Source organism: Oceanobacillus sp. FSL W7-1281 (genome assembly GCF_037969835.1).
In the GTDB taxonomy this organism is placed as follows: domain Bacteria; phylum Bacillota; class Bacilli; order Bacillales; family Amphibacillaceae; genus Oceanobacillus; species Oceanobacillus oncorhynchi.
This window is the reverse complement of sequence record NZ_CP150214.1, coordinates 2,375,696-2,394,511: the sequence shown is the minus strand read 5'-3', so window position 1 is coordinate 2,394,511 and position 18,816 is coordinate 2,375,696. Positions and strand designations below refer to the sequence as shown.

18 protein-coding genes are annotated in these 18,816 nt (G+C 40.6%); 15 read left to right on the top strand and 3 right to left on the bottom strand.

Annotated elements, in window-relative coordinates; all coding sequences use genetic code 11:
* Positions 1-10: 10 nt before the first annotated feature.
* From MKX55_RS11920 to MKX55_RS11905, 4 genes are all read left to right on the top strand, one after another.
* Positions 11-790, top strand: coding sequence for a c-type cytochrome (locus MKX55_RS11920; protein ID WP_339177223.1), 780 nt, complete (start codon positions 11-13; stop codon positions 788-790).
* A gap of 88 nt (positions 791-878) precedes the next feature.
* Positions 879-1,457, top strand: a complete 579-nt coding sequence (locus tag MKX55_RS11915) for a DUF1405 domain-containing protein (protein ID WP_339185233.1) — start codon at positions 879-881, stop codon at positions 1,455-1,457.
* A gap of 177 nt (positions 1,458-1,634) precedes the next feature.
* Positions 1,635-1,889 (top strand): sporulation protein YpjB, encoded by a 255-nt coding sequence (locus MKX55_RS11910; RefSeq protein WP_339177220.1) that lies wholly within the window; start codon positions 1,635-1,637, stop codon positions 1,887-1,889.
* Between the two features lie 55 nt (positions 1,890-1,944).
* Positions 1,945-2,619 (top strand): zinc metallopeptidase, encoded by a 675-nt coding sequence (locus MKX55_RS11905; RefSeq protein WP_042534117.1) that lies wholly within the window; start codon positions 1,945-1,947, stop codon positions 2,617-2,619.
* 98 nt (positions 2,620-2,717) lie between these two features.
* Here MKX55_RS11905 and MKX55_RS11900 read toward each other — a convergent pair whose 3' ends face one another.
* A complete protein-coding gene (locus tag MKX55_RS11900; protein ID WP_339233050.1) occupies positions 2,718-3,584 on the bottom strand; it encodes a YitT family protein in 867 nt (288 codons plus the stop codon).
* Positions 3,585-3,807: 223 nt separating this feature from the next.
* On the opposite strand from MKX55_RS11900, the gene MKX55_RS11895 reads away from it, so the two are divergent.
* The 11 genes from MKX55_RS11895 (at position 3,808) to nth (ending at position 15,081) form a co-directional block, all read left to right on the top strand.
* A complete protein-coding gene (locus tag MKX55_RS11895) occupies positions 3,808-4,161 on the top strand; it encodes a nucleotide pyrophosphohydrolase (RefSeq protein WP_339233049.1) in 354 nt (117 codons plus the stop codon).
* A complete protein-coding gene (gene dapB / locus MKX55_RS11890; protein ID WP_339233048.1) occupies positions 4,151-4,948 on the top strand; it encodes a 4-hydroxy-tetrahydrodipicolinate reductase in 798 nt (265 codons plus the stop codon). Before MKX55_RS11895 ends, dapB begins: the two co-directional genes overlap by 11 nt.
* 33 nt (positions 4,949-4,981) lie before the next feature.
* Positions 4,982-5,383: a methylglyoxal synthase gene (locus MKX55_RS11885; RefSeq protein WP_042534109.1), complete on the top strand. Its 402-nt coding sequence runs from the start codon at positions 4,982-4,984 to the stop codon at positions 5,381-5,383.
* Between the two features lie 15 nt (positions 5,384-5,398).
* Positions 5,399-6,535 carry an N-acetyl-alpha-D-glucosaminyl L-malate synthase BshA gene (gene bshA, locus MKX55_RS11880; protein ID WP_042534107.1) on the top strand — a complete coding sequence of 379 codons (1,137 nt, stop codon included), beginning with the start codon at positions 5,399-5,401 and terminating at the stop codon, positions 6,533-6,535.
* Positions 6,536-6,539: 4 nt separating this feature from the next.
* The gene (locus tag MKX55_RS11875; protein WP_339238376.1) at positions 6,540-7,727 is read left to right on the top strand and encodes a CCA tRNA nucleotidyltransferase; all 1,188 of its coding nucleotides are present in this window, start codon (positions 6,540-6,542) and stop codon (positions 7,725-7,727) included.
* On the top strand, positions 7,703-8,683 hold the full coding sequence (locus tag MKX55_RS11870; protein ID WP_339238374.1) for a biotin--[acetyl-CoA-carboxylase] ligase: 981 nt from the start codon (positions 7,703-7,705) through the stop codon (positions 8,681-8,683). The genes MKX55_RS11875 and MKX55_RS11870 overlap by 25 nt, the downstream gene beginning before the upstream one ends.
* Before the next feature lie 32 nt (positions 8,684-8,715).
* A complete protein-coding gene (gene dinG, locus MKX55_RS11865; protein ID WP_339238372.1) occupies positions 8,716-11,520 on the top strand; it encodes an ATP-dependent DNA helicase DinG in 2,805 nt (934 codons plus the stop codon).
* A gap of 141 nt (positions 11,521-11,661) precedes the next feature.
* Positions 11,662-12,177: a hypothetical protein gene (locus MKX55_RS11860; protein WP_042534101.1), complete on the top strand. Its 516-nt coding sequence runs from the start codon at positions 11,662-11,664 to the stop codon at positions 12,175-12,177.
* A 98-nt stretch (positions 12,178-12,275) separates the two neighbouring features.
* Positions 12,276-13,568, top strand: coding sequence for an asparagine--tRNA ligase (asnS, locus tag MKX55_RS11855; RefSeq protein WP_339177202.1), 1,293 nt, complete (start codon positions 12,276-12,278; stop codon positions 13,566-13,568).
* 162 nt (positions 13,569-13,730) lie between these two features.
* Positions 13,731-14,423, top strand: coding sequence for a DnaD domain-containing protein (locus tag MKX55_RS11850; RefSeq protein WP_339177201.1), 693 nt, complete (start codon positions 13,731-13,733; stop codon positions 14,421-14,423).
* A gap of 4 nt (positions 14,424-14,427) precedes the next feature.
* Positions 14,428-15,081, top strand: a complete 654-nt coding sequence (gene nth / locus MKX55_RS11845) for an endonuclease III (RefSeq protein ID WP_339177200.1) — start codon at positions 14,428-14,430, stop codon at positions 15,079-15,081.
* Between the two features lie 61 nt (positions 15,082-15,142).
* Here the strand turns inward: nth and MKX55_RS11840 are convergent, their stop codons facing one another.
* Together MKX55_RS11840 and recU are read right to left on the bottom strand one after the other, a co-directional pair.
* Positions 15,143-18,097, bottom strand: coding sequence for a PBP1A family penicillin-binding protein (locus tag MKX55_RS11840; protein WP_339238368.1), 2,955 nt, complete (start codon positions 18,095-18,097; stop codon positions 15,143-15,145).
* An 18-nt stretch (positions 18,098-18,115) separates the two neighbouring features.
* Positions 18,116-18,694, bottom strand: coding sequence for a Holliday junction resolvase RecU (gene recU, locus MKX55_RS11835; RefSeq protein WP_339177196.1), 579 nt, complete (start codon positions 18,692-18,694; stop codon positions 18,116-18,118).
* Between the last annotated feature and the right edge of the window lie 122 nt (positions 18,695-18,816).

The following is an 18,816-nucleotide window of genomic DNA, read 5'->3' as shown; positions in this document are numbered from 1 at the left end:
AGGGCAACCAATGCATAAGGGTAAAGGTATGAAATTCGTTGGTGATTCTCGGATCACAGCGGAAAGAGCATCAAAAGTACCAAAAGATTATTCCGAGTATCCTGGTAGAACAGAAGCTTTTTGGCCCAACTTTTTATTAAAAGAGTGGTTGGCCGGAGCAGTTTTCCTTGTAGGGTTTTTATGCTTGGTGTTGGCACATCCATCTCCGCTTGAAGGAATGGCTGATCCGACAGATGCAGCATATATCCCGCTGCCAGACTGGTATTTCTTATTCTTGTATGAATTATTAAAGTATCAATTTGCAAGTGGTAATTGGATTATTCTTGGAATTCTTGTTATTCCGGGAATTGGGTTTGGAGCGCTATTCCTTGCTCCATTCTTGGACAACGGTCCTGGGCGACGTCCGCGTCACCGTCCAATTGCTGTTGGGATGATGCTTTTAGGACTGGCGTCCGTTATTTGGCTGACGTATACTTCTGCAGCACCAGTTGATTGGGAAGAGCGTGCCGAGCAAAACAAGCCAATTCCTCCAGGCGAATCTATTGTTGACGAGAGTCATCCTGGATTTGCAGCGTATGAAACAAGCTGTCTAAGCTGTCATGGCGGAGAATTGGAAGGTGGGGCAGGTCCTGCGTTAGTCGGAGGAAATGAGCACACCAAGGAAGAAATAATGGATATTGCTGTCAATGGTATTGGTTCCATGCCTGCCGATCAGTTCCAAGGAACGGATGAAGAACTGGAACAATTAGCAGATTTTATTATTGAAACCAATGAAGCAGCAGCAGAATAAAGAATAGACAGAAGCACCTTTGACCAGAATAAGGCAAAGGTGCTTTCTCTATTCATGACAACGATAGAAGGGAGAAGTTGAATTGAAAATGCTGTCCTACATATTATTAGATAAAAAATTTTTGATCCTGCTTTTCATCATAAATTTCCTGGGCACCATCTATGGTTATTATTGGTATGGAGGGCAATTAGAAATAACTCCTCTGATATTTATTCCATTTGTACCGGATAGTCCGACAGCCAGTCTGTTCTTTACGATTTTCCTGTTGTTTTTTATTTTTGGGAAAAACATACCCTACATCGAGGCATTAGCAATTGTCTCTTTATTTAAATACGGCGTCTGGGCCGTCGTTATGAATTTATTAACCGTAGCTGTCGGCAAAGACATTGGTCCAGCTGGGTATATGCTGATTGCCTCCCATTTAGGAATGGCTATTCAAGGATTGCTTTATGCCCCGTATTACAAAATAAAGCTGCGGCATTTAACGCTTGCGGGAATTATTGTTTTACATAATGATATTATTGACTATGTCTTTGGCCAAATGCCTATTTATTCAGATTTAACAACGTATATGAATGAAATTGGTTATTTTACATTCTGGTTAAGCATAGCCTCTCTCCTGCTTGCGTATTACCTGACGATTCACAAGAGACAGCGAAAAGTTTAAAAAGCATAGCTGGATGAAGTTTAGCCGCACCCGTGTTTCGGGCGGAATATGGTTATCCCCATCGTGTTTATGTTATTATTTCAGCAATTCCTGCTACTCAGAAAAAGCTGACCGTCATACCAAGTCACCTCTCATCATAAACTTAGAATATACATCAAAAGATCAGAGGTGATCTCTATGGGAGAGAAACTGCTTCGTGTGATGACAATCGGATTCATAGGGATATTTTACCATGCAAACGATGTTCATGCTGCCTCTATTCCATCAGGAAACATTTACTATAACAGCTTAGTGCCGTCTCCGTTTATTTTGGGGGTCATAATTGTAGGCGGTTGCATTATTGTTACATTATCTTATGTAAGTTGGAAAAAATACAAAGGGGAAAAAGGAGGCAATAAGCCGGTCCGCAAAAACGACAAATCAGTTGACTAAAATAGAGATACTGACTAAAATTGACCTTATGATACAGTAATGGGGGTATTAAGAAATGGTCGCTTATTTGATTTATTTTGTCTTATTAATGATTGTACCGATGCTTGCATCAGGAAAAGTAAAAAGCACGTATACAAAGTACTCTAAAAAACCAACATCTTCCGGGATGACTGGCGCAGACGTTGCCAGAAAAATTTTAGATGATAATGGTTTGCATGATGTACAGATTGGAATGGTTAAAGGGGAATTAACAGACCATTATGATCCTCGTAAAAAGCAAGTGAACCTTTCTGAAAATAATTATAACGGCAGATCGATGGCTTCTTCCGCTATTGCAGCACATGAAGTTGGCCACGCGATTCAGGATCAGGAAGAGTATGCATTTTTACGCTTTCGAAGTGCTTTAGTTCCAGTAGCAAACTTCGGCTCTAATATTTCTATGTTCTTAATCATTGCGGGTATGCTTATGCAAGCAAGTAATATGCTGCTTCTTGGAATTATCTTCTTCGCTGCTGCAGTGCTTTTCCAATTAGTGACACTGCCAGTTGAGTTTGATGCTTCGAACCGGGCGATGACCCAGATGGTTTCAGCGGGTATTATCCGTAACAATGAAGAACGAGAGACGAAAAAAGTATTGAACGCCGCTGCAATGACCTATGTTGCTGCAGCATTGGTTGCCGTTGCTGAGCTTATCCGCTTTATTCTTATCTTTGCGGCAAACAGAGACTGATATGTAAAAAAGATGATCCGAAATGGGTCATCTTTTTTCATTGGCAAATAACCGACGGAAGGAGCACTGGAAATTATCCTGTGCCCCTTTCTGTCTGCCTAATCATTTAACGGCTTTTTATTCTCATCCAATGTGAAACCTTCTCCCATGACCTCATGCACAGTTGTCATAGACACAAAGGCAGAAGGGTCTGTCTGATTAATGATGTTTTTCATCCGGACAATTTCATTTCGTGCAACTACACAGTAGAGAACATTTCTTTTCTCTTTGGAAAAGCTCCCATGACCATTTAAAATCGTTACGCCCCGTTCCATTTTTTCCATAATCTGTTCTGCGATTTCTTCACTTTGATTTGAGATGATAAAAGCTCCTTTTGCAGCATATGCGCCTTCCTGAATAAAATCAATCACCCTCGCACCAACAAATACAGCCAGCAGTGTGTACATTCCTTCAGACAGCTCAAGGAATGTCAGAATAGAAGTGATAATCACAAGAAAGTCAAAGACAAACATCGCTTTTCCGATACTCCAAGAAGTGAATTTATTAATGATGCGGGCGATAATATCAACCCCGCCGGTTGTCCCGCCAAAGCGGAAAATAATTCCTAACCCAATACCGATAAACACACCTGCAAATAAAGCGACAAGTGTCATATCATCCTCTAATCCAATTTGAATCTGATAGATTTGAAAAATCCAGAGAAAAAGAGATACGGATAAAGTTCCAACCAGTGTATAGACAAACGCATTCCTGCCTAGTATTTTCCATCCAATAAAAAATACCGGAATATTAAGGACAATATTCGAGATTGCCGGGTCGATGTCCCATAAGAAGAAAAGCAGCAGGGTGATACCTGTAAAACCGCCTTCTCCAAGATTGTGCTGCATATTAAAATGGACAAGTCCAAAGGAAAAGATGGCTGCTCCTATTAAAATAAATACAATATTTTTTACTCGAATCTTCAACTTATTATTCCTCCTTATGTTCACGTTTTAACAGTGAAGCTGATGAAGTGCCTATGTATACAATTCCAAGTATTTACAGCTTGTATATAGCCAATATCCATTATAGCTAATATAAAATCAAGTAACAATCCGCATACTGTACCAATTAGTTGTCAAAATCCTTGCTTTTAGCTAACATGAAAGAAGAGAAAAAAAGTATATTGATTTTAAAGAGGTGTCAGAAATGGAGAATACCAGCCATACATTAAAAGATGTCCAAAAACGTGTCGATCAATACATATCTCAATTTAAGGAAGGATATTTTTCTCCGCTTGCTTTGATGGCAAGATTATCTGAGGAGACAGGAGAATTAGCAAGAGAAATTAATCATTACCATGGCGAGAAGCCAAAGAAAGCAGAAGAGAAAGAAAATACAGTGGAGGAAGAAGTCGGCGATATGCTTTTTGTATTGGCCTGTTTAGCCAATTCGCTGGACTTTGATTTGTCGGATTCCTTCGAGAAATCGATGCAAAAATTTGAAACAAGAGATAAAAATCGCTGGACAAAAAAAGAGGAGGAAGATAATCATGGCAATTAAAATAATCGTAGCAGGTCCGAGAGGAAGAATGGGAAAAGAAGCAGTCCATATGATTTATGACACTGCTGATTTTGAATTGACCGCTTGTTTAGACCATAAAAATGACGGAAAGAAATTAAGTGATTTAGAAGGCTTTTCAGATGGTTTCAATGCCCCAATCTACACAGACATCGAAAAATGCTTTTCCGAGCAGCAGGCTGATGTATTTGTTGATTTAACGATACCTGAAGTCGGTTATAAACATACAAAAGCAGCTTTGAATCATGGCATTCGTCCAGTAGTAGGAACTACAGGATATACAAATGAGCAGTTAGAAGAGTTAAAACAGCTGGCAAAAGAAAAACAAACCGGCTGTATTATTGCGCCTAATTTTGCTATCGGCGCTGTATTAATGATGAAATTTGCAAAAATGGCAGCTGCCTATTTTCCGGATGTGGAAATCATTGAAAAGCATCATGATCAAAAATTGGATGCGCCATCCGGTACGGCGAAGAAAACCGCAGAGCTCATTCAGGAATCCAGAAAATCGAAAAAGCAAGGTCATGCCGATGAAGAAGAAACCATCAAAGGTGTACGCGGGGGAGATTTTGATGGCATGCGTATTCACAGTATGCGTCTCCCTGGTCTGGTAGCTCATCAGGAAGTGGTGTTTGGCGGTGCCGGACAAACGTTAACCATACAGCATGATTCGATGAACAGGGCCTCCTTTATGGACGGAGTCAAAGAATGTGTCCACCAGGTCATGGATTTGGACGAGCTTATTTATGGTTTAGAAAACATTTTATAAGAAATAACAGGTATAAATAAAGGGGGAGCCGTCATGAATGTTGCATTAATTGCGCACGATAAGAAAAAAGAAGATATGGTCGAATTCACAACTGCTTATACACATGTACTAAAGAATCATCACTTATTTGCTACAGGAACAACAGGGACCCGGATCATGGAGTCAACAGGTCTTTCAGTCCATCGTTTTAAATCCGGTCCGCTTGGCGGCGATCAGCAGATAGGCAGTATGATTGCAGAGAATAAAATGGACATGGTTATTTTCTTCCGTGACCCGTTAACTGCCCAGCCGCATGAGCCTGATATCAGCGCGTTAATGCGGTTATGTGATGTATATCAAATTCCTTTAGCAACCAATATTGCCGGAGGAGAAATTTTCATGCACGGGCTGAATCGAGGCGATTTTCAGTGGAGAGAAATCGTGAAGGAAGATTAAGAAAGAAGGGGAATTGTGAAAAAAATAGGAATTACATGTTATCCAACCATCGGCGGTTCAGGAGTAATCGCTACAGAATTAGGTAAGAAATTAGCGGAAAAGGGTCATGAAATACATTTCATCACCTCCAGTATGCCCTTTCGCTTAGAAAAAGTGTACGTAAACGTGTATTATCATCAGGTAGAGATGAGTCATTACCCTGTATTTCAATATCCGCCTTATGATTTAGCTTTGGCTGCCAAGATGGCAGAGGTGATCGACCGCGAAAAATTGGATATTCTTCATGTTCATTATGCGATGCCGCATGCTATTTGCGGTATTTTAGCAAGAGATATGGCGAAGCACCCTGTAAAAATCGTCACTACCTTACATGGAACAGATATTACTATACTGGGCATAGATAACACGTTAAAGCCCATTATCCGTCATGGTATCGAACAATCCGATGCAGTTACCGTTGTTTCAGAAAGCTTGCGTAAACAAACAGTAGACATGCTGGATATCCAGAAGGAAATGGATGTTATTTATAACTTTATTAATGAAAATGAATACTACCCCCAAAAAGGGGCGGAGCTGCGCAGCCAATTTCAGATAAATGCTTCTGACAAAATAATGATTCATATCTCAAACTTTCGGAAGGTAAAACGGGTCCAAGATATCATAGATACCTTTAAAATAGTTAATGAAAGCATTCCTTCCAAATTATTATTGATTGGAGACGGCCCGGAATATTCAGATATGGTTCAGCATGTTAATGAATTAGGGCTGAAAACAGAAGTACATTTTCTGGGGAAACAAAATAATGTCAGTGACATACTGGCAATGGCAGATGTAATGCTGCTTATGTCTGAAAAAGAGAGCTTCGGGCTAGTATTATTAGAAGCGATGGCCTGCGGCGTGGCTGGAATCGGAACCAATGTCGGCGGTATTCCAGAAGTATTGACCCATGATAAAACAGGGTATATTGTAGAGCTTGGAGATATTGAACAGGCTGCATCATACGCTATTGAGCTTTTATCAGATCCGGAGAAGCAACACCAATTTTCAGAAGCAGCTATCGAGCATGTGCGGAATCATTTTGCATCCGCGAAGATTGTTAACCAATATGAAGCTTTATACGACAAGGTTTTAGAAGAAGGGAAAAGAGGCTAGAAGCATGCTACCATCTATTTTTCATAAGGCAGCAAACATAATATCCATCATAGAAGAGCATCATTACGAAGCATACTTCGTCGGCGGCTGTGTACGCGATTATATTATCGGCCGCCCTATTCATGATGTAGATATTGCATCATCAGCTTTTCCTTCAGAAATACAAGCTATTTTCCCGAAGGTCATCCCGGTGGGAATCGAGCATGGTACCGTGATTGTCCGGTATGAACAGGAATCTTTTGAGGTAACTACTTACCGGACAGAAGGGACCTATACAGATCACCGCCGGCCGGATGAAGTTCATTTTGTCCGCGATATAAAAGAAGACTTAAAACGCAGAGATTTTACCATGAATGCTATTGCCATGGATGCCAATGGCAAGGTATTAGACCCTTTTGGGGGAAGAGAGGACATTGCCGGCAGACGAATCCAGACGGTAGGTGATGCAGCAGACCGGTTCAAAGAGGATGCTTTACGCATTATCCGTGCGCTGCGTTTTTCCAGCCAATTAGGTTTTTCCATTGAAGATAATACAAAAGAAGCTATGAAAAGCTGCAGAGCATTAATAGATAAATTAGCAGTGGAACGGTTAACCGTTGAATTAGAAAAATTATGCGCTGGTGCTTATTTTAGCAAAGCAGTAGAGTATATTTTTGAATTAGAGCTCTATCACCGCCTGCCTATTTTTAAAGACACTCCGCTGTTATTAAAGGAAATAGAGCCTGTTGCTTCGCTCGCACCTGTTTTTGCCTTTGTCGAGCTAAATAGTGAATCTATCACAGCAGCAGACTGCACCAAGGCCTATAAATGTTCCAATCAATTAAAGCAGCAAGCAAACACGCTTGTAGATGCATATCATCGCTATAAAGAGAATGGAATAGATGCCTGGTTTGTCTATCAGCTGCCAAGAGAACAGTGGGACTTTTTCATATACTTAGTAAAACAGACAGATAAGAAAATCATTGATATAGAAGTGTTTTATTCTATCCGGGAGAAGCTTCCTATTTTATCTAAAAAAGAGCTTTGTGTGAATGGATATGATTTAATGAAATGGTTTCCTGAACGCCCAAAAGGTAAATGGATAAAGCAGCAATTAGATGAAATAGAATACCAAATTGTTACCTCCAAGCTGGCAAATGAAAAATCGAAAATAAAGGACTGGATACAATGGAATCTACCCGTTCAAGATTAATCAAACTATTATCCAAAAATAAAATGAGCTACGTCTCTGGCCAAGCGCTCTCTGAACAATTAGGCATTTCCCGGAATGCAATCTGGAAGCATATGAAGGACTTGGAAAGTGATGGCTATCATATTGATGCGAAAAGAAGCCAGGGCTATCGGATTGTTTCGTTTCCGGATAAAGTCAGCAGTAATACGATCCGCTGGGGTTTGGAAACAAAATGGATGGGGCATCATATTATTCATAAAGAGGCAACACCGTCGACTCAAATCATTGGACATGAAGCAGCCCGGGACAATGCTCCGGATGGCACGATCATCATTGCAGAGGAGCAGACAGCAGGAAGAGGAAGAATGAAAAAGAATTGGTTTTCGGATAAAGAAGGGTTATGGACGACTCTCCTGCTCAGACCGCCGATTCCACCGAATAAAGCTTCTGAACTGACGCTGTTAACAGCGGTTGCTTTAAGAAAAGCACTCCATCAGCTGACCGGATTACCGATCGGTATCAAATGGCCGAATGATTTATTAATCGGAGACAAAAAACTCTGCGGTATTTTAACAGAAATGCAGGGAGAGCAAGACCGAATCAATTATGTTTTGATTGGTATCGGCTTAAATGTGAATCAGGATGAAGCGAGCTGGGATGCTTCCATTCGAGATATTGCAACCTCCTTAAAAAGAGAATCCGGGAATAACTGGGATAAGATTAAAATCGTTCAGACAATATTAAAGCATTTTGAAAATACATATGAGATGTATTTAAATAATGGTTTTAAAGCTATTAAATCGGAATGGGAAGAACATGCTTTTAAAATAGGAGAAAATATTAAATTCAAAACATTTCATGAGGAGTGGACCGGCCGCTTTTTAGGGATTACTGACGAAGGGGCCCTGATTGCGGAATCAGCGGAAGGCAGTCCTGTAACGCTTTATTCTGCTGAAATCACATGGTTTGACCGCTAGAAAAAACGAAAATATAGATTGGAGGTGATCTGTTGCGATATGTTGTGATTGACCTGGAAACGACCGGGAATTCTCCGTCAAAGTCGGGGAAAATAATTGAAATAGGCATGGTTGCGCTTGAAAATGATGAAATTAAAGAAACAAAGACGACCTTATTAAATCCCAATCAGCCTATCCCTCCATTTATTTCTCATCTGACAGGGATTCATGATGAAGAAGTAAAGGACGCCCCGTTATTTAGCGATGAAGCGGAAGAAATCACCCGGATTTTAAAGGACAGTTATATTGTTGCCCATAATGCCGCCTTTGATGTCGGCTTTCTCAATATGGAATTAACGTCGAACGGTTATCCCGAATTAAAAAATCAGGTTCTGGACACAGTGGAGCTGTCCAGAATATTATTCCCGAGTATATCCAGCTATAAATTGAGTCATCTGGCAACGCATTTCGAGCTGCATCATGATGATCCGCACCGTGCTTTATCAGATGCGTATGTAACGGCAAAGCTATTTATGAAGTTAAAAGAGAAATTAGATCATCTTCCATATGAAACGTTATTTAAACTAAAAAATCTCGAAGAAAAACTGCAATCCGACTTAGCGGCTATCCTGGATAACCGTCTGGAAGAAATAGCGTTCCGAGAGCATCCGGATAAGCAAATAAAGCATTATCAGGGGCTTGCTTTTCGTATGTCTGAAAAAGAGACGAAATCAGATGCGCAGATAGACATATCGTTCGGAGAATACTTAGATGCCATTTATGAGGAGCAGGGAGCGCTTTCGAGAGCCTTTTCTTCCTATGAGCCGAGGGAAGGACAGCGACAAATGTCAGAGACGATTTATGATGCCTTTTCTGCAAAAAAACATGCGTTTATCGAAGCGGGAACCGGTACAGGAAAATCATTAGCTTATTTATTGCCAACTGTTTATCAGGCTGTTAACCAACGTGAACGCATCGTCATCAGCACGTATACAACTCAATTGCAGAGCCAGCTGCTGGAAGAAGAAATTCCTTTATTAAGGAAAATTATCACAAGCCCTTTTAAAGTGGCTTTAATGAAAGGAAAAAATCATTACTTAAATTTAGAGAAGTTTCTTTATGAGCTTGATTACGGACCAAAGGATAATTATGATTTTGTCCTGACAAAGGCGATATTACTCGTATGGATCACGGAGACAGAAACAGGAGATATTGATGAGATTCAACTGCCGGCAGGAGGCTATATTTTCTTCCAGAAGGTTTCTGCTGATGTAGAGAAGACAATGAATCCAAAATCGCCCTGGTTCCACCATTCCTATTATCAGCTGGCCAGACGAAGGGCTCAAAAAGCAGATGTTGTCATTACCAACCATGCCTTGCTTTGCACGGATATGTTTAATGACTATGCTTTTTTACCAAGCTATCAAAAGGCCATTATTGATGAGGCGCATCATTTTGAAGAAACAGCATCCCATCATTACGGGCTGAAACTGGATTACATACAAATGCAATTTACATGTAATTATTTGGGGACAGCTGATGAGGATAAACAATTCAGTTCCGTTCTGAAAGCTTCTGATATAGGACAAAGAGAAGCATTAGCTCATAAATGGAATACAGCTATCAGAGAAGCGAAGTATGATATTGATGAACTTTTTCATCTGATTGAACGTTTTGTCAGGTCACAGCAGAAGAACGATAAAGCAACCAGTGATTTGGGAAGAGTCCAATATCGTATCAAGCCGGAAACCTATCAGCAGGATTCCTGGCAGCTTGCTCAGGATATGGCGGCACGCTTGCGTATGCATTTTCAGAGGCTATTGGATGTTTTATCTCAATTAATGGATGCATATTCCGTAGACAATGGAGATGAAAAACAATTTCTGGAAGATATCGGTCAAATGCAGGATGCGTTAGTAAAATATATAGAAGATTTAAAAGTGATGTTCCAGGAACAAAATGAGGTAACGTTGATTAAATGGGCTGAAGTAGATTTAAAAGGAAAGCACCATAGTGTATTTCTTTACAGTGAACCGGTGGATATCGCTCCGATACTGGCTGAAGACTTTTTCTCCAAAAAAGAGAGTGTCATCTTCACCAGTGCGACATTAACAATGGGAAGCTCCTTTACATTTATAAAAGAAAGATTAGGCGTAGCTGAACAAGATTTATTAACAGAGCAAATTGCTTCCCCGTTTCAGTATGATAAACAGGTGCAATTGTTGATTCCAACTGATTTTCCAGATATTAAATATGGAAACATTGATGATTTTGTTTACGCTGTATGTGAAGCAATCTTATCGCTGGCAGAGATTACTTCAGGCAGAATGCTCGTCTTGTTTACCTCCTATGACATGCTGAAAAAGGCAAATGATTTGTTAAAGGAAATGATGACAGAGCAGCAATACGTCATTATTGCCCAAGGAGTGACAAGCGGAAGCCGAAGCAGGTTAAAGAAGAATTTCCAATCCTATGATCAGGCAATCCTGCTTGGAACAAGCTCTTTCTGGGAGGGTGTAGATATACCAGGGGAGGATTTATCGGCGCTTGTAATGGCCAGACTGCCTTTTCAGCCGCCAAACCATCCTGTTTTTGAAGCGAAATCGCATCAGATGAAAGAAGAAGGAAAAAACCCGTTTATGAACCTGTCTTTGCCACAGGCAGTCATTAAATTTAAACAGGGTTTTGGGCGGTTAATCCGCTCCTCAGAAGACAGAGGAATTGTATTTATTTGCGATGGACGGATTAAAACAGCTAGATACGGGAAATACTTTTTGGAATCCATCCCCGCCGTACCTGTTCATTATGAAGCAACACGGCATTTGATAAGCAATGCCGAAGAATGGTTTCATCAATAAATAAGAACAGCTGCTCATCAGCGGGAATATTTCCTCCCCGCTGATGCAAAGTTATTTTTTAACGGTATTTGTTTACAGGAACCGCACATCTAGGTATAGTAAATGATGAAAGATAATCTTAGAAGAAACGGATGGAATGACATGAGGGAATCAAAAAATAGATGGGTATTATGGACATTGATTATAATCACAGTCCTCTTGCTTATCGGAATAGGCTACAGCATTTATTTATATCAAATAATCAACGATAGCCGGACAGCAGGATTTGATAACACGAAAAATCAAATAGAATCGCAGACCTCTTATCAAAATGTTCATTCGATACAGGGCTACTATGGGGAAAATAATTACCACGTATTTTATGCAAGTAATGAAGACAATGAGGAGCGCCTCGTTTTTCTTCCCTTAGAAGGGGAGGAACGTGAATTAATTGCGATTGATACGGAGGATATGATGAGTGAAGAGGCTATCATAGATGCCTGGTCATCCAGCTGTGATACATGCCGATTTGCAGATATCAGCCCTGCCTATGAAGATGGTCAGGCTCTGTGGGAAATTACGTATCATGATAAAGATAATCGATTTGTCATGGATTATTATTCGATTGATGGACAGAGCCTGGAAGAAAGATACACGTACGATAAAATGTTCCCATAAGCGGACAAAGCTGCCGGAACACAGTAAAAGAATCACCTTTTTTAGCAGAAAGACACAACAAATAAGAAACGTTTAATAACAAGTTGGAGGATTTTAAGATGAAGATAACAATTCAAGAAGCACCGAAACACGTAAACGAGGAGGTAACCATTGGCGGCTGGCTGGCAAATAAACGATCAAGCGGCAAAATTGCTTTCTTACAGCTTCGTGATGGTACCGGATTTATGCAAGGTGTGGTTGTGAAAAGTGATGTATCGGAGGAAGTATTCTCAGATGCTAAAAACCTGACGCAAGAGACATCTTTATATGTTACCGGAAAAATCGTAGAAGATACGCGCTCTGATTTCGGCTATGAAATGCAGGTAAGTCATCTGGAGGTAATTCATGAAGCAACAGATTACCCGATTACGCCAAAAAATCATGGCACGGAATTCCTGATGGATCATCGTCACTTATGGCTTCGTTCTAAAAAGCAGCACGCCGTTATGAAGATTCGAAACGAGATTATCCGGGCTACCTATGAATTCTTTAATACGAACGGTTTTGTAAAGGTGGACCCGCCTATCTTAACCGGTTCCTCTGCTGAAGGGACAACCGAGCTTTTCCATACAAAATATTTCGATGAAGAAGCCTATTTATCCCAAAGCGGACAGCTTTATATGGAAGCAGCGGCAATGGCATTAGGAAAAGTATTTTCATTTGGTCCGACGTTCCGCGCAGAAAAGTCCAAAACAAGAAGACATCTGATTGAATTTTGGATGATTGAGCCAGAGATGGCATTTATGGATCACGAGGACAGCTTGCAGGTCCAGGAAAACTATGTCAGCTTTATTGTACAATCTGTGTTAGCAAACTGTGCTTTAGAACTGAAAATATTAGAAAGAGATACATCTAAACTTGAAAAAATCAAAGCTCCATTCCCGCGAATCAGCTATGATGACGCAGTAGAATTCTTAAAAGAAAAAGGCTTCGATGATATCGAATGGGGAGAAGACTTCGGTGCTCCGCATGAAACAGCAATTGCCGAAAGCTATGATAAGCCTGTTTTCATTACAAACTATCCGAAAGATATCAAAGCTTTCTATATGAAGCCGGACCCGGAACGTTCCGATGTTGTGCTATGTGCTGACTTGATTGCTCCGGAAGGCTATGGAGAGATTATCGGCGGATCACAACGTATCGATGACCTGGAATTAATGGAGCGCCGTTATGAAGAGCATGGACTTACTGGACCAGCGTATGCATGGTACTTGGAACTGCGCAAATATGGCAGTGTTCCGCACAGCGGATTTGGCTTAGGTCTGGAAAGAACGGTAGCCTGGTTATCCGGAGTAGAACATGTTCGCGAAACGATTCCATTCCCAAGACTGCTGAATCGTTTATACCCTTAAAAAAAGCTCTATGCGTCTTATTAGAGGCGTTGGAATCTCTGTTTTACAAATACGCAATCCATAGATTACGTCATGATTATCCATAAATCCCTTGCTCGTAAGCGAGGGGTTTTTCCTATCTTCATTATGAAAAAATGCTATACTGTTATCTGAGGTGCTAGAATGAATAAAAAAATAAATTACCAAGAAATTATCCAAGATCAAATGACTGTATCCAAAAAATTGCTGACAACTTATTACGAATTAGGGCTAAATGAAACAGAGCTTATTTTACTCATACAGATTACCCGTTTTGCTGATGAAGGAAACCATTTTCCAACCCCTTTTGAATTGGCTCAATCAGGGAGTTTTTCAGAAGAAGAGGCAGCCCGTATGCTGCGAAAATTAGTACAGAAAGGGTTTCTGTCTATTGAAAAAAATGATTCTGAGCAGACGCCTATCAGTGAATCATATTCTCTAGAACCATTAATGGAAAAATTATATGAGGAAGATACCGCTGTAGTTAATCGTGATGAAGAAAACATAGGGAATATCTTTATTTTATTTGAACAGGAATTTGGAAGACCTTTGTCGCCATTTGAAATAGAAACCATTAACAGCTGGCTGGATGAGGATGGGATAGAACCATCGTTAATAAAAGCAGGGCTGCGTGAATCGGTACTTATGAGCAAATTAAATTTCAAATACATTGACCGTATTTTAAGAGAATGGAAGAAAAAAGGGATCCACACGGTACAGGACGCCAGAAAAGCAAGTCAGCAATTTCATCAGGGCAAATCAGATAATAATCATCAAACCAATACACGTCCTAAAAGAGATACATCCTTTTATTATAATTGGCTGGAAGGAGATTGAGTTTATGCTAAATAATACACAAATAAGAGAATGTTTAGATGCCATGGCAGAAATGTTTCCAGATGCAGAGGGAGAGCTTGTACATTCTAATCCCTTTGAGTTAGTTATTGCTGTTTTGCTTTCTGCACAATGTACAGATAAATTGGTTAACAAGGTAACAGCAGATTTATTCCAAAAATATAAAACACCGGAGGATTATCTTGCAGTGCCATTAGAAGAAGTGGAAAATGATATTCGTTCTATTGGTTTATACCGGTCCAAGGCAAAAAATATTCAAAAGCTTTGTCGTACTTTAATTGATAATTATAACGGGGAAGTCCCGAAAACGAAAGACGAATTGGTTAAACTGGCCGGTGTCGGCAGAAAAACAGCAAATGTCGTTGCTTCTGTTGCTTTTAATGAACCGTCAATTGCCGTGGATACCCATGTGGAACGGGTATCCAAGCGCTTAGGTATCTGCAGATGGAAGGACAGTGTTGTAGAAGTAGAAAATACACTGATGCGCAAGGTCCCGAGAAATGAATGGAGCGTCACACATCATCGGATGATTTTCTTTGGGCGCTACCACTGTAAAGCCAGGAACCCCAATTGTCCCGAGTGTCCATTATTGTATCTCTGCAGAGAGGGAAAAAAGCGGATGAAGAAAATAGAAGCATGAGCTCCTTAGAAAAAACAATAAAAAAATAATCCCGGTCCATTGATGGACCGGGATTATTTTTTTATTCCTCTGTGTTTTCTTCGTCATTGCCATTGTTGCTGTCTGATTCGTTCTGAGGCGCAGGGTCATTCGTGTCTTCCTCATCGGAATTGCTTTCTTCCTGCGGCGCTTCCTGATTATCTGAATCCCCGTTGCTGTCACCATTACCGGAGGAATCATTATTCTCTTCGTCATTCCCATTATTTGAATCATTATCATCAGTATTCGTGTCTTCGGATGAATCCGATTCAGAGTCAGAGCCCGAATCGGAATCCGATTCGGAACCAGAATCAGATTCCGATTCTTCTTCGTTCTCATCTTCTGGAGGCTCTTCCTCTTCCGTTTCTTCTTCGTCTTCTTCCTCTTCTGCTTCAGGCACAGTCACGCTTGTAGATGAAGAAGGACCGCGAAGATCGCTGTTTTCGTCACTTATTGGCGTGACGGAAATATTGTAGTCGCCTGGGGTAACTCCACTTACATTGATACTATTTGATCCTACATTTTCAGTATCTCCATTTACGCTTACTTCAAAATTAGCGGATGGGCCATCATAGCCCCATGAAACATTAATTGTTTCATCTCCGTCATATTCAGCGGAAAGACCGCTCACTCCTGGTATTTCTTCGTCTTCTTCCTCTTCGTCCTCCTCGCCGCCGGGTACTTGAACAGTTGTTGTAGCCGGATCACTGCTTAATGAGCCTCTTTCGGCTATAACCTGTATCGTATACTCTGCGCCTTCTTCCACATCTGAAATTTCCATGGATGTGTCACTGGTAGAAGAGAGGGACTGCATACTGCCGCCATCAATGCTGGCACTTATGTCGAAATTAACATCTTCTTCCGAATCGGTATCATAATCCCAAGATACTTCAATGGAATTATTGTCTTCATTATAGCTTCCAGACAGCCCGCTTACGGCGTCCAGCTCTTCATAGCGTTCAGACACTTGACTCGGTTCATGTCCCTTAACAAATAACTCAGTCACTTTGCTATCACTTGGTGTACTGTCACTTGCCAAGGCAGCCGGATTGGTTCCTTTTTCGATGGCTAACTCAACGACAGAATCAGGACGGGTAAAGTCAGGCGTATCGATTCCTTCTGATAAATGACTCATTGTCTGTCTGAATATTTGCTGAGACAGGGTAGTATCCTGAAGCGGTACACGGCCGCCGCCTTCTGAATTATAACCGCCAGTCCATGCTGCGATTGTATAGTTTGTTGTATAGCCGACAAACCAGGCGTCCCGGCTTCCTTCTTGGCCATCCATTGTCGTTGTTCCGGTCTTACCGGCAACGTCCAGTCCAGGCACTGCTGCATTTGTACCAGTACCAGAGCTGACCACAGATTTAAGCATATCGGTTACCATATAAGCTGTATAATCTTCCATCACTTGTTCAGACTCCGGTGTTAAATCAATTTCCCGGCCATCTGAGAATTCTACTTTGGTTACAGCGTATGGCTCTGTGTAATTACCTTCATTCCCAAATGCGCTATATGCTCCTGCCATTTGCATCGGGGTAACTTCTGTTTCTGTCCCGCCAATTGCTTCACGGAGATCCAGGTTACCTGAATCAAATTCAAAGCCCAGATTTTCAGCAAATTCTTTGGAATTTTCAGGGCCGACTTCTTCCATCAGTTTTACTGCTGGGACATTTAGCGATTGCTGCAGTGCATATCTCGCAGTTACCCAGCCGTTATAAGTTCTAGTGGCATTCCTTATTGGATTCGAACCTTCAATTTCATAAGGGCCTTCATCATCTAACTGATGGTATGTTGACATTTGATTATATTCAATTGCCGGTCCATAAGACATAATCGGTTTTGCAGTGGAACCAGCCTGTGTTGTACCTCTGGTAGCATAATTAAAACCGCCTTCGTTATTCAGACTGCCGCCGATTGCTTGGATAGCACCGGACTGTGTATCTAATACAACCATGGCTCCCTGTGTATTATCAGGGTAACTGATTGACGATTCTTCCTCATCAAGCAGGCTTTCAACATATGGCTGTGCATCGGGGTCAAGCGTTGTATATACTTTCAACCCATCCGCATCAAGCTCTACATCCTCCAATTTTTCGTCGATTTCTTGACGAACCTGATCAATAAATGCATCATATGGTGTCGGATCAGGACGGTCTTCTGTTAATAGAGAAGTAACGTCAACACTTCTTGCCTCATCTGCCTCTGCTTCTGTAATCTTGCCATGGCGCACCATTAAATTTAATACGGTGTTCATTCGTTCTTCCGTCAATTCCGGATTTTCAAATGGGTTATAGGCTGTCGGCCGCTGCGGCAAACCAGCTAAAATAGCAGCTTCCGGCAAAGTAAGATCATTTAAATCCTCTTTTCCAAAATAGGTTTCTGCTGCCTGAGCAACACCATAGGAATGACTGCCGTAAAAAATACTGTTTAAGTACATTTCCATGATTTCTTCTTTACTATATTGTCTTTCCAGCTTCATTGCCATCCACATTTCCTGGACTTTAATGCTTACTTTCTTCTCATTACTTAAAAATGCACGCTCTACCACCTGCTGTGTAATGGTACTTGCACCCTGAGAACCAAATCCGCCGGTAAAGTTCCCACGGATCGCTCCGCCGATACGTCTGACATCGATCCCGTTATGGTCAAAAAAGCGGACATCCTCTGTCGCTGTTACAGCATCGATTAGTAAATCCGGCAGTTCTTCAAATCTTACTTCCTGTCTTTGTTCATCTGAACTTAAATTGGCAAATTGATCGCCATTTTTATCATAAAGGGTAGAAGCAAAAGGAACCGTTAACTGATCTTCATCAATATCTGGTGCAGTGGCAATCCAATAGGCACCGACAGCAGTTCCGCTTAAGAATAAAATCAACAATAATAACAAAGTAATTTTAATGATTTTTTTCCAAATCGGCTGTTTCTTTTTCTTTTTTGTTTTCTTTCCTTGCTGCTTTCTTCTAGCAGCTCTTGTTTGGCTCGTTTGATCTGCCATTTTTTTATACCTCCATATCTATAGGTAGAGCTTATCAACAACAGATAAAAAATCAACTTTTTTCTGGTAATGAAAGGGGATAGGATACCCCAATTTTTTTACATGATTATAAGAAATTGATTTCTTACCACCATCAAATTGCTCCTGCCAGCAAACAAATAAATCTTTTGCATCGAATAGATAAGTTTCTTCATAAGCTCTAAACCGTAAAATAATAAAGCTGATTCCACCGTGCTTTATTACTTGCTGCATGTGATGCACTTGATGTTCATGAATATTGGCAAGTGGAAAAGATGTTTTATTTTTCGTTTCCTTTGCCTCAAAATCAATATACTTTCCTTTATAAATGCCGTTGTAATCAGTAGTTGATGCTTGTTTAAAGTATGCTTCGGTAATTACTGCAGCACTCCGTCTTGGATAATGGACATTTACAATTTGCACGGGTGTCGGTTTTTTATGAATAACTGCTTGTCCTTGTATTCGATAAAAATCTGTGGTTTCATTTATTTCTTCTTCAAGCGTCATTCCTCTCCTGCTAAAACTTGTTTGCTTTGGTTTTATGGTTAGTGGTTTCCGCTGACCATTTGGATAATTCATATTCGCAAGCCTCCTAACGCGCTATCCTAAATGAAAAACAGCAATATAGAAACGTTACTGTCTCGGGCAGGATACATATAAAACCAGTACACCATATATTATAATATAAATTCAAGAAGGAA

What these genes read in the sequence shown, in the direction of transcription:
- MKX55_RS11850 (WP_339177201.1), top strand. Translation starts at nt 13,731, where the DNA reads ATGAATAAAAAAATAAATTACCAAGAAATTATCCAAGATCAAATGACT.
- MKX55_RS11840 (WP_339238368.1), bottom strand. Translation starts at nt 18,097, where the DNA reads ATGGCAGATCAAACGAGCCAAACAAGAGCTGCTAGAAGAAAGCAGCAA.
- nth (WP_339177200.1), top strand. Translation starts at nt 14,428, where the DNA reads ATGCTAAATAATACACAAATAAGAGAATGTTTAGATGCCATGGCAGAA.
- MKX55_RS11870 (WP_339238374.1), top strand. Translation starts at nt 7,703, where the DNA reads ATGGAATCTACCCGTTCAAGATTAATCAAACTATTATCCAAAAATAAA.
- asnS (WP_339177202.1), top strand. Translation starts at nt 12,276, where the DNA reads ATGAAGATAACAATTCAAGAAGCACCGAAACACGTAAACGAGGAGGTA.
- recU (WP_339177196.1), bottom strand. Translation starts at nt 18,694, where the DNA reads ATGAATTATCCAAATGGTCAGCGGAAACCACTAACCATAAAACCAAAG.
- MKX55_RS11910 (WP_339177220.1), top strand. Translation starts at nt 1,635, where the DNA reads ATGGGAGAGAAACTGCTTCGTGTGATGACAATCGGATTCATAGGGATA.
- MKX55_RS11920 (WP_339177223.1), top strand. Translation starts at nt 11, where the DNA reads ATGCATAAGGGTAAAGGTATGAAATTCGTTGGTGATTCTCGGATCACA.
- MKX55_RS11860 (WP_042534101.1), top strand. Translation starts at nt 11,662, where the DNA reads ATGAGGGAATCAAAAAATAGATGGGTATTATGGACATTGATTATAATC.
- MKX55_RS11915 (WP_339185233.1), top strand. Translation starts at nt 879, where the DNA reads ATGCTGTCCTACATATTATTAGATAAAAAATTTTTGATCCTGCTTTTC.
- MKX55_RS11895 (WP_339233049.1), top strand. Translation starts at nt 3,808, where the DNA reads ATGGAGAATACCAGCCATACATTAAAAGATGTCCAAAAACGTGTCGAT.
- MKX55_RS11885 (WP_042534109.1), top strand. Translation starts at nt 4,982, where the DNA reads ATGAATGTTGCATTAATTGCGCACGATAAGAAAAAAGAAGATATGGTC.
- MKX55_RS11905 (WP_042534117.1), top strand. Translation starts at nt 1,945, where the DNA reads ATGGTCGCTTATTTGATTTATTTTGTCTTATTAATGATTGTACCGATG.
- dapB (WP_339233048.1), top strand. Translation starts at nt 4,151, where the DNA reads ATGGCAATTAAAATAATCGTAGCAGGTCCGAGAGGAAGAATGGGAAAA.
- MKX55_RS11875 (WP_339238376.1), top strand. Translation starts at nt 6,540, where the DNA reads ATGCTACCATCTATTTTTCATAAGGCAGCAAACATAATATCCATCATA.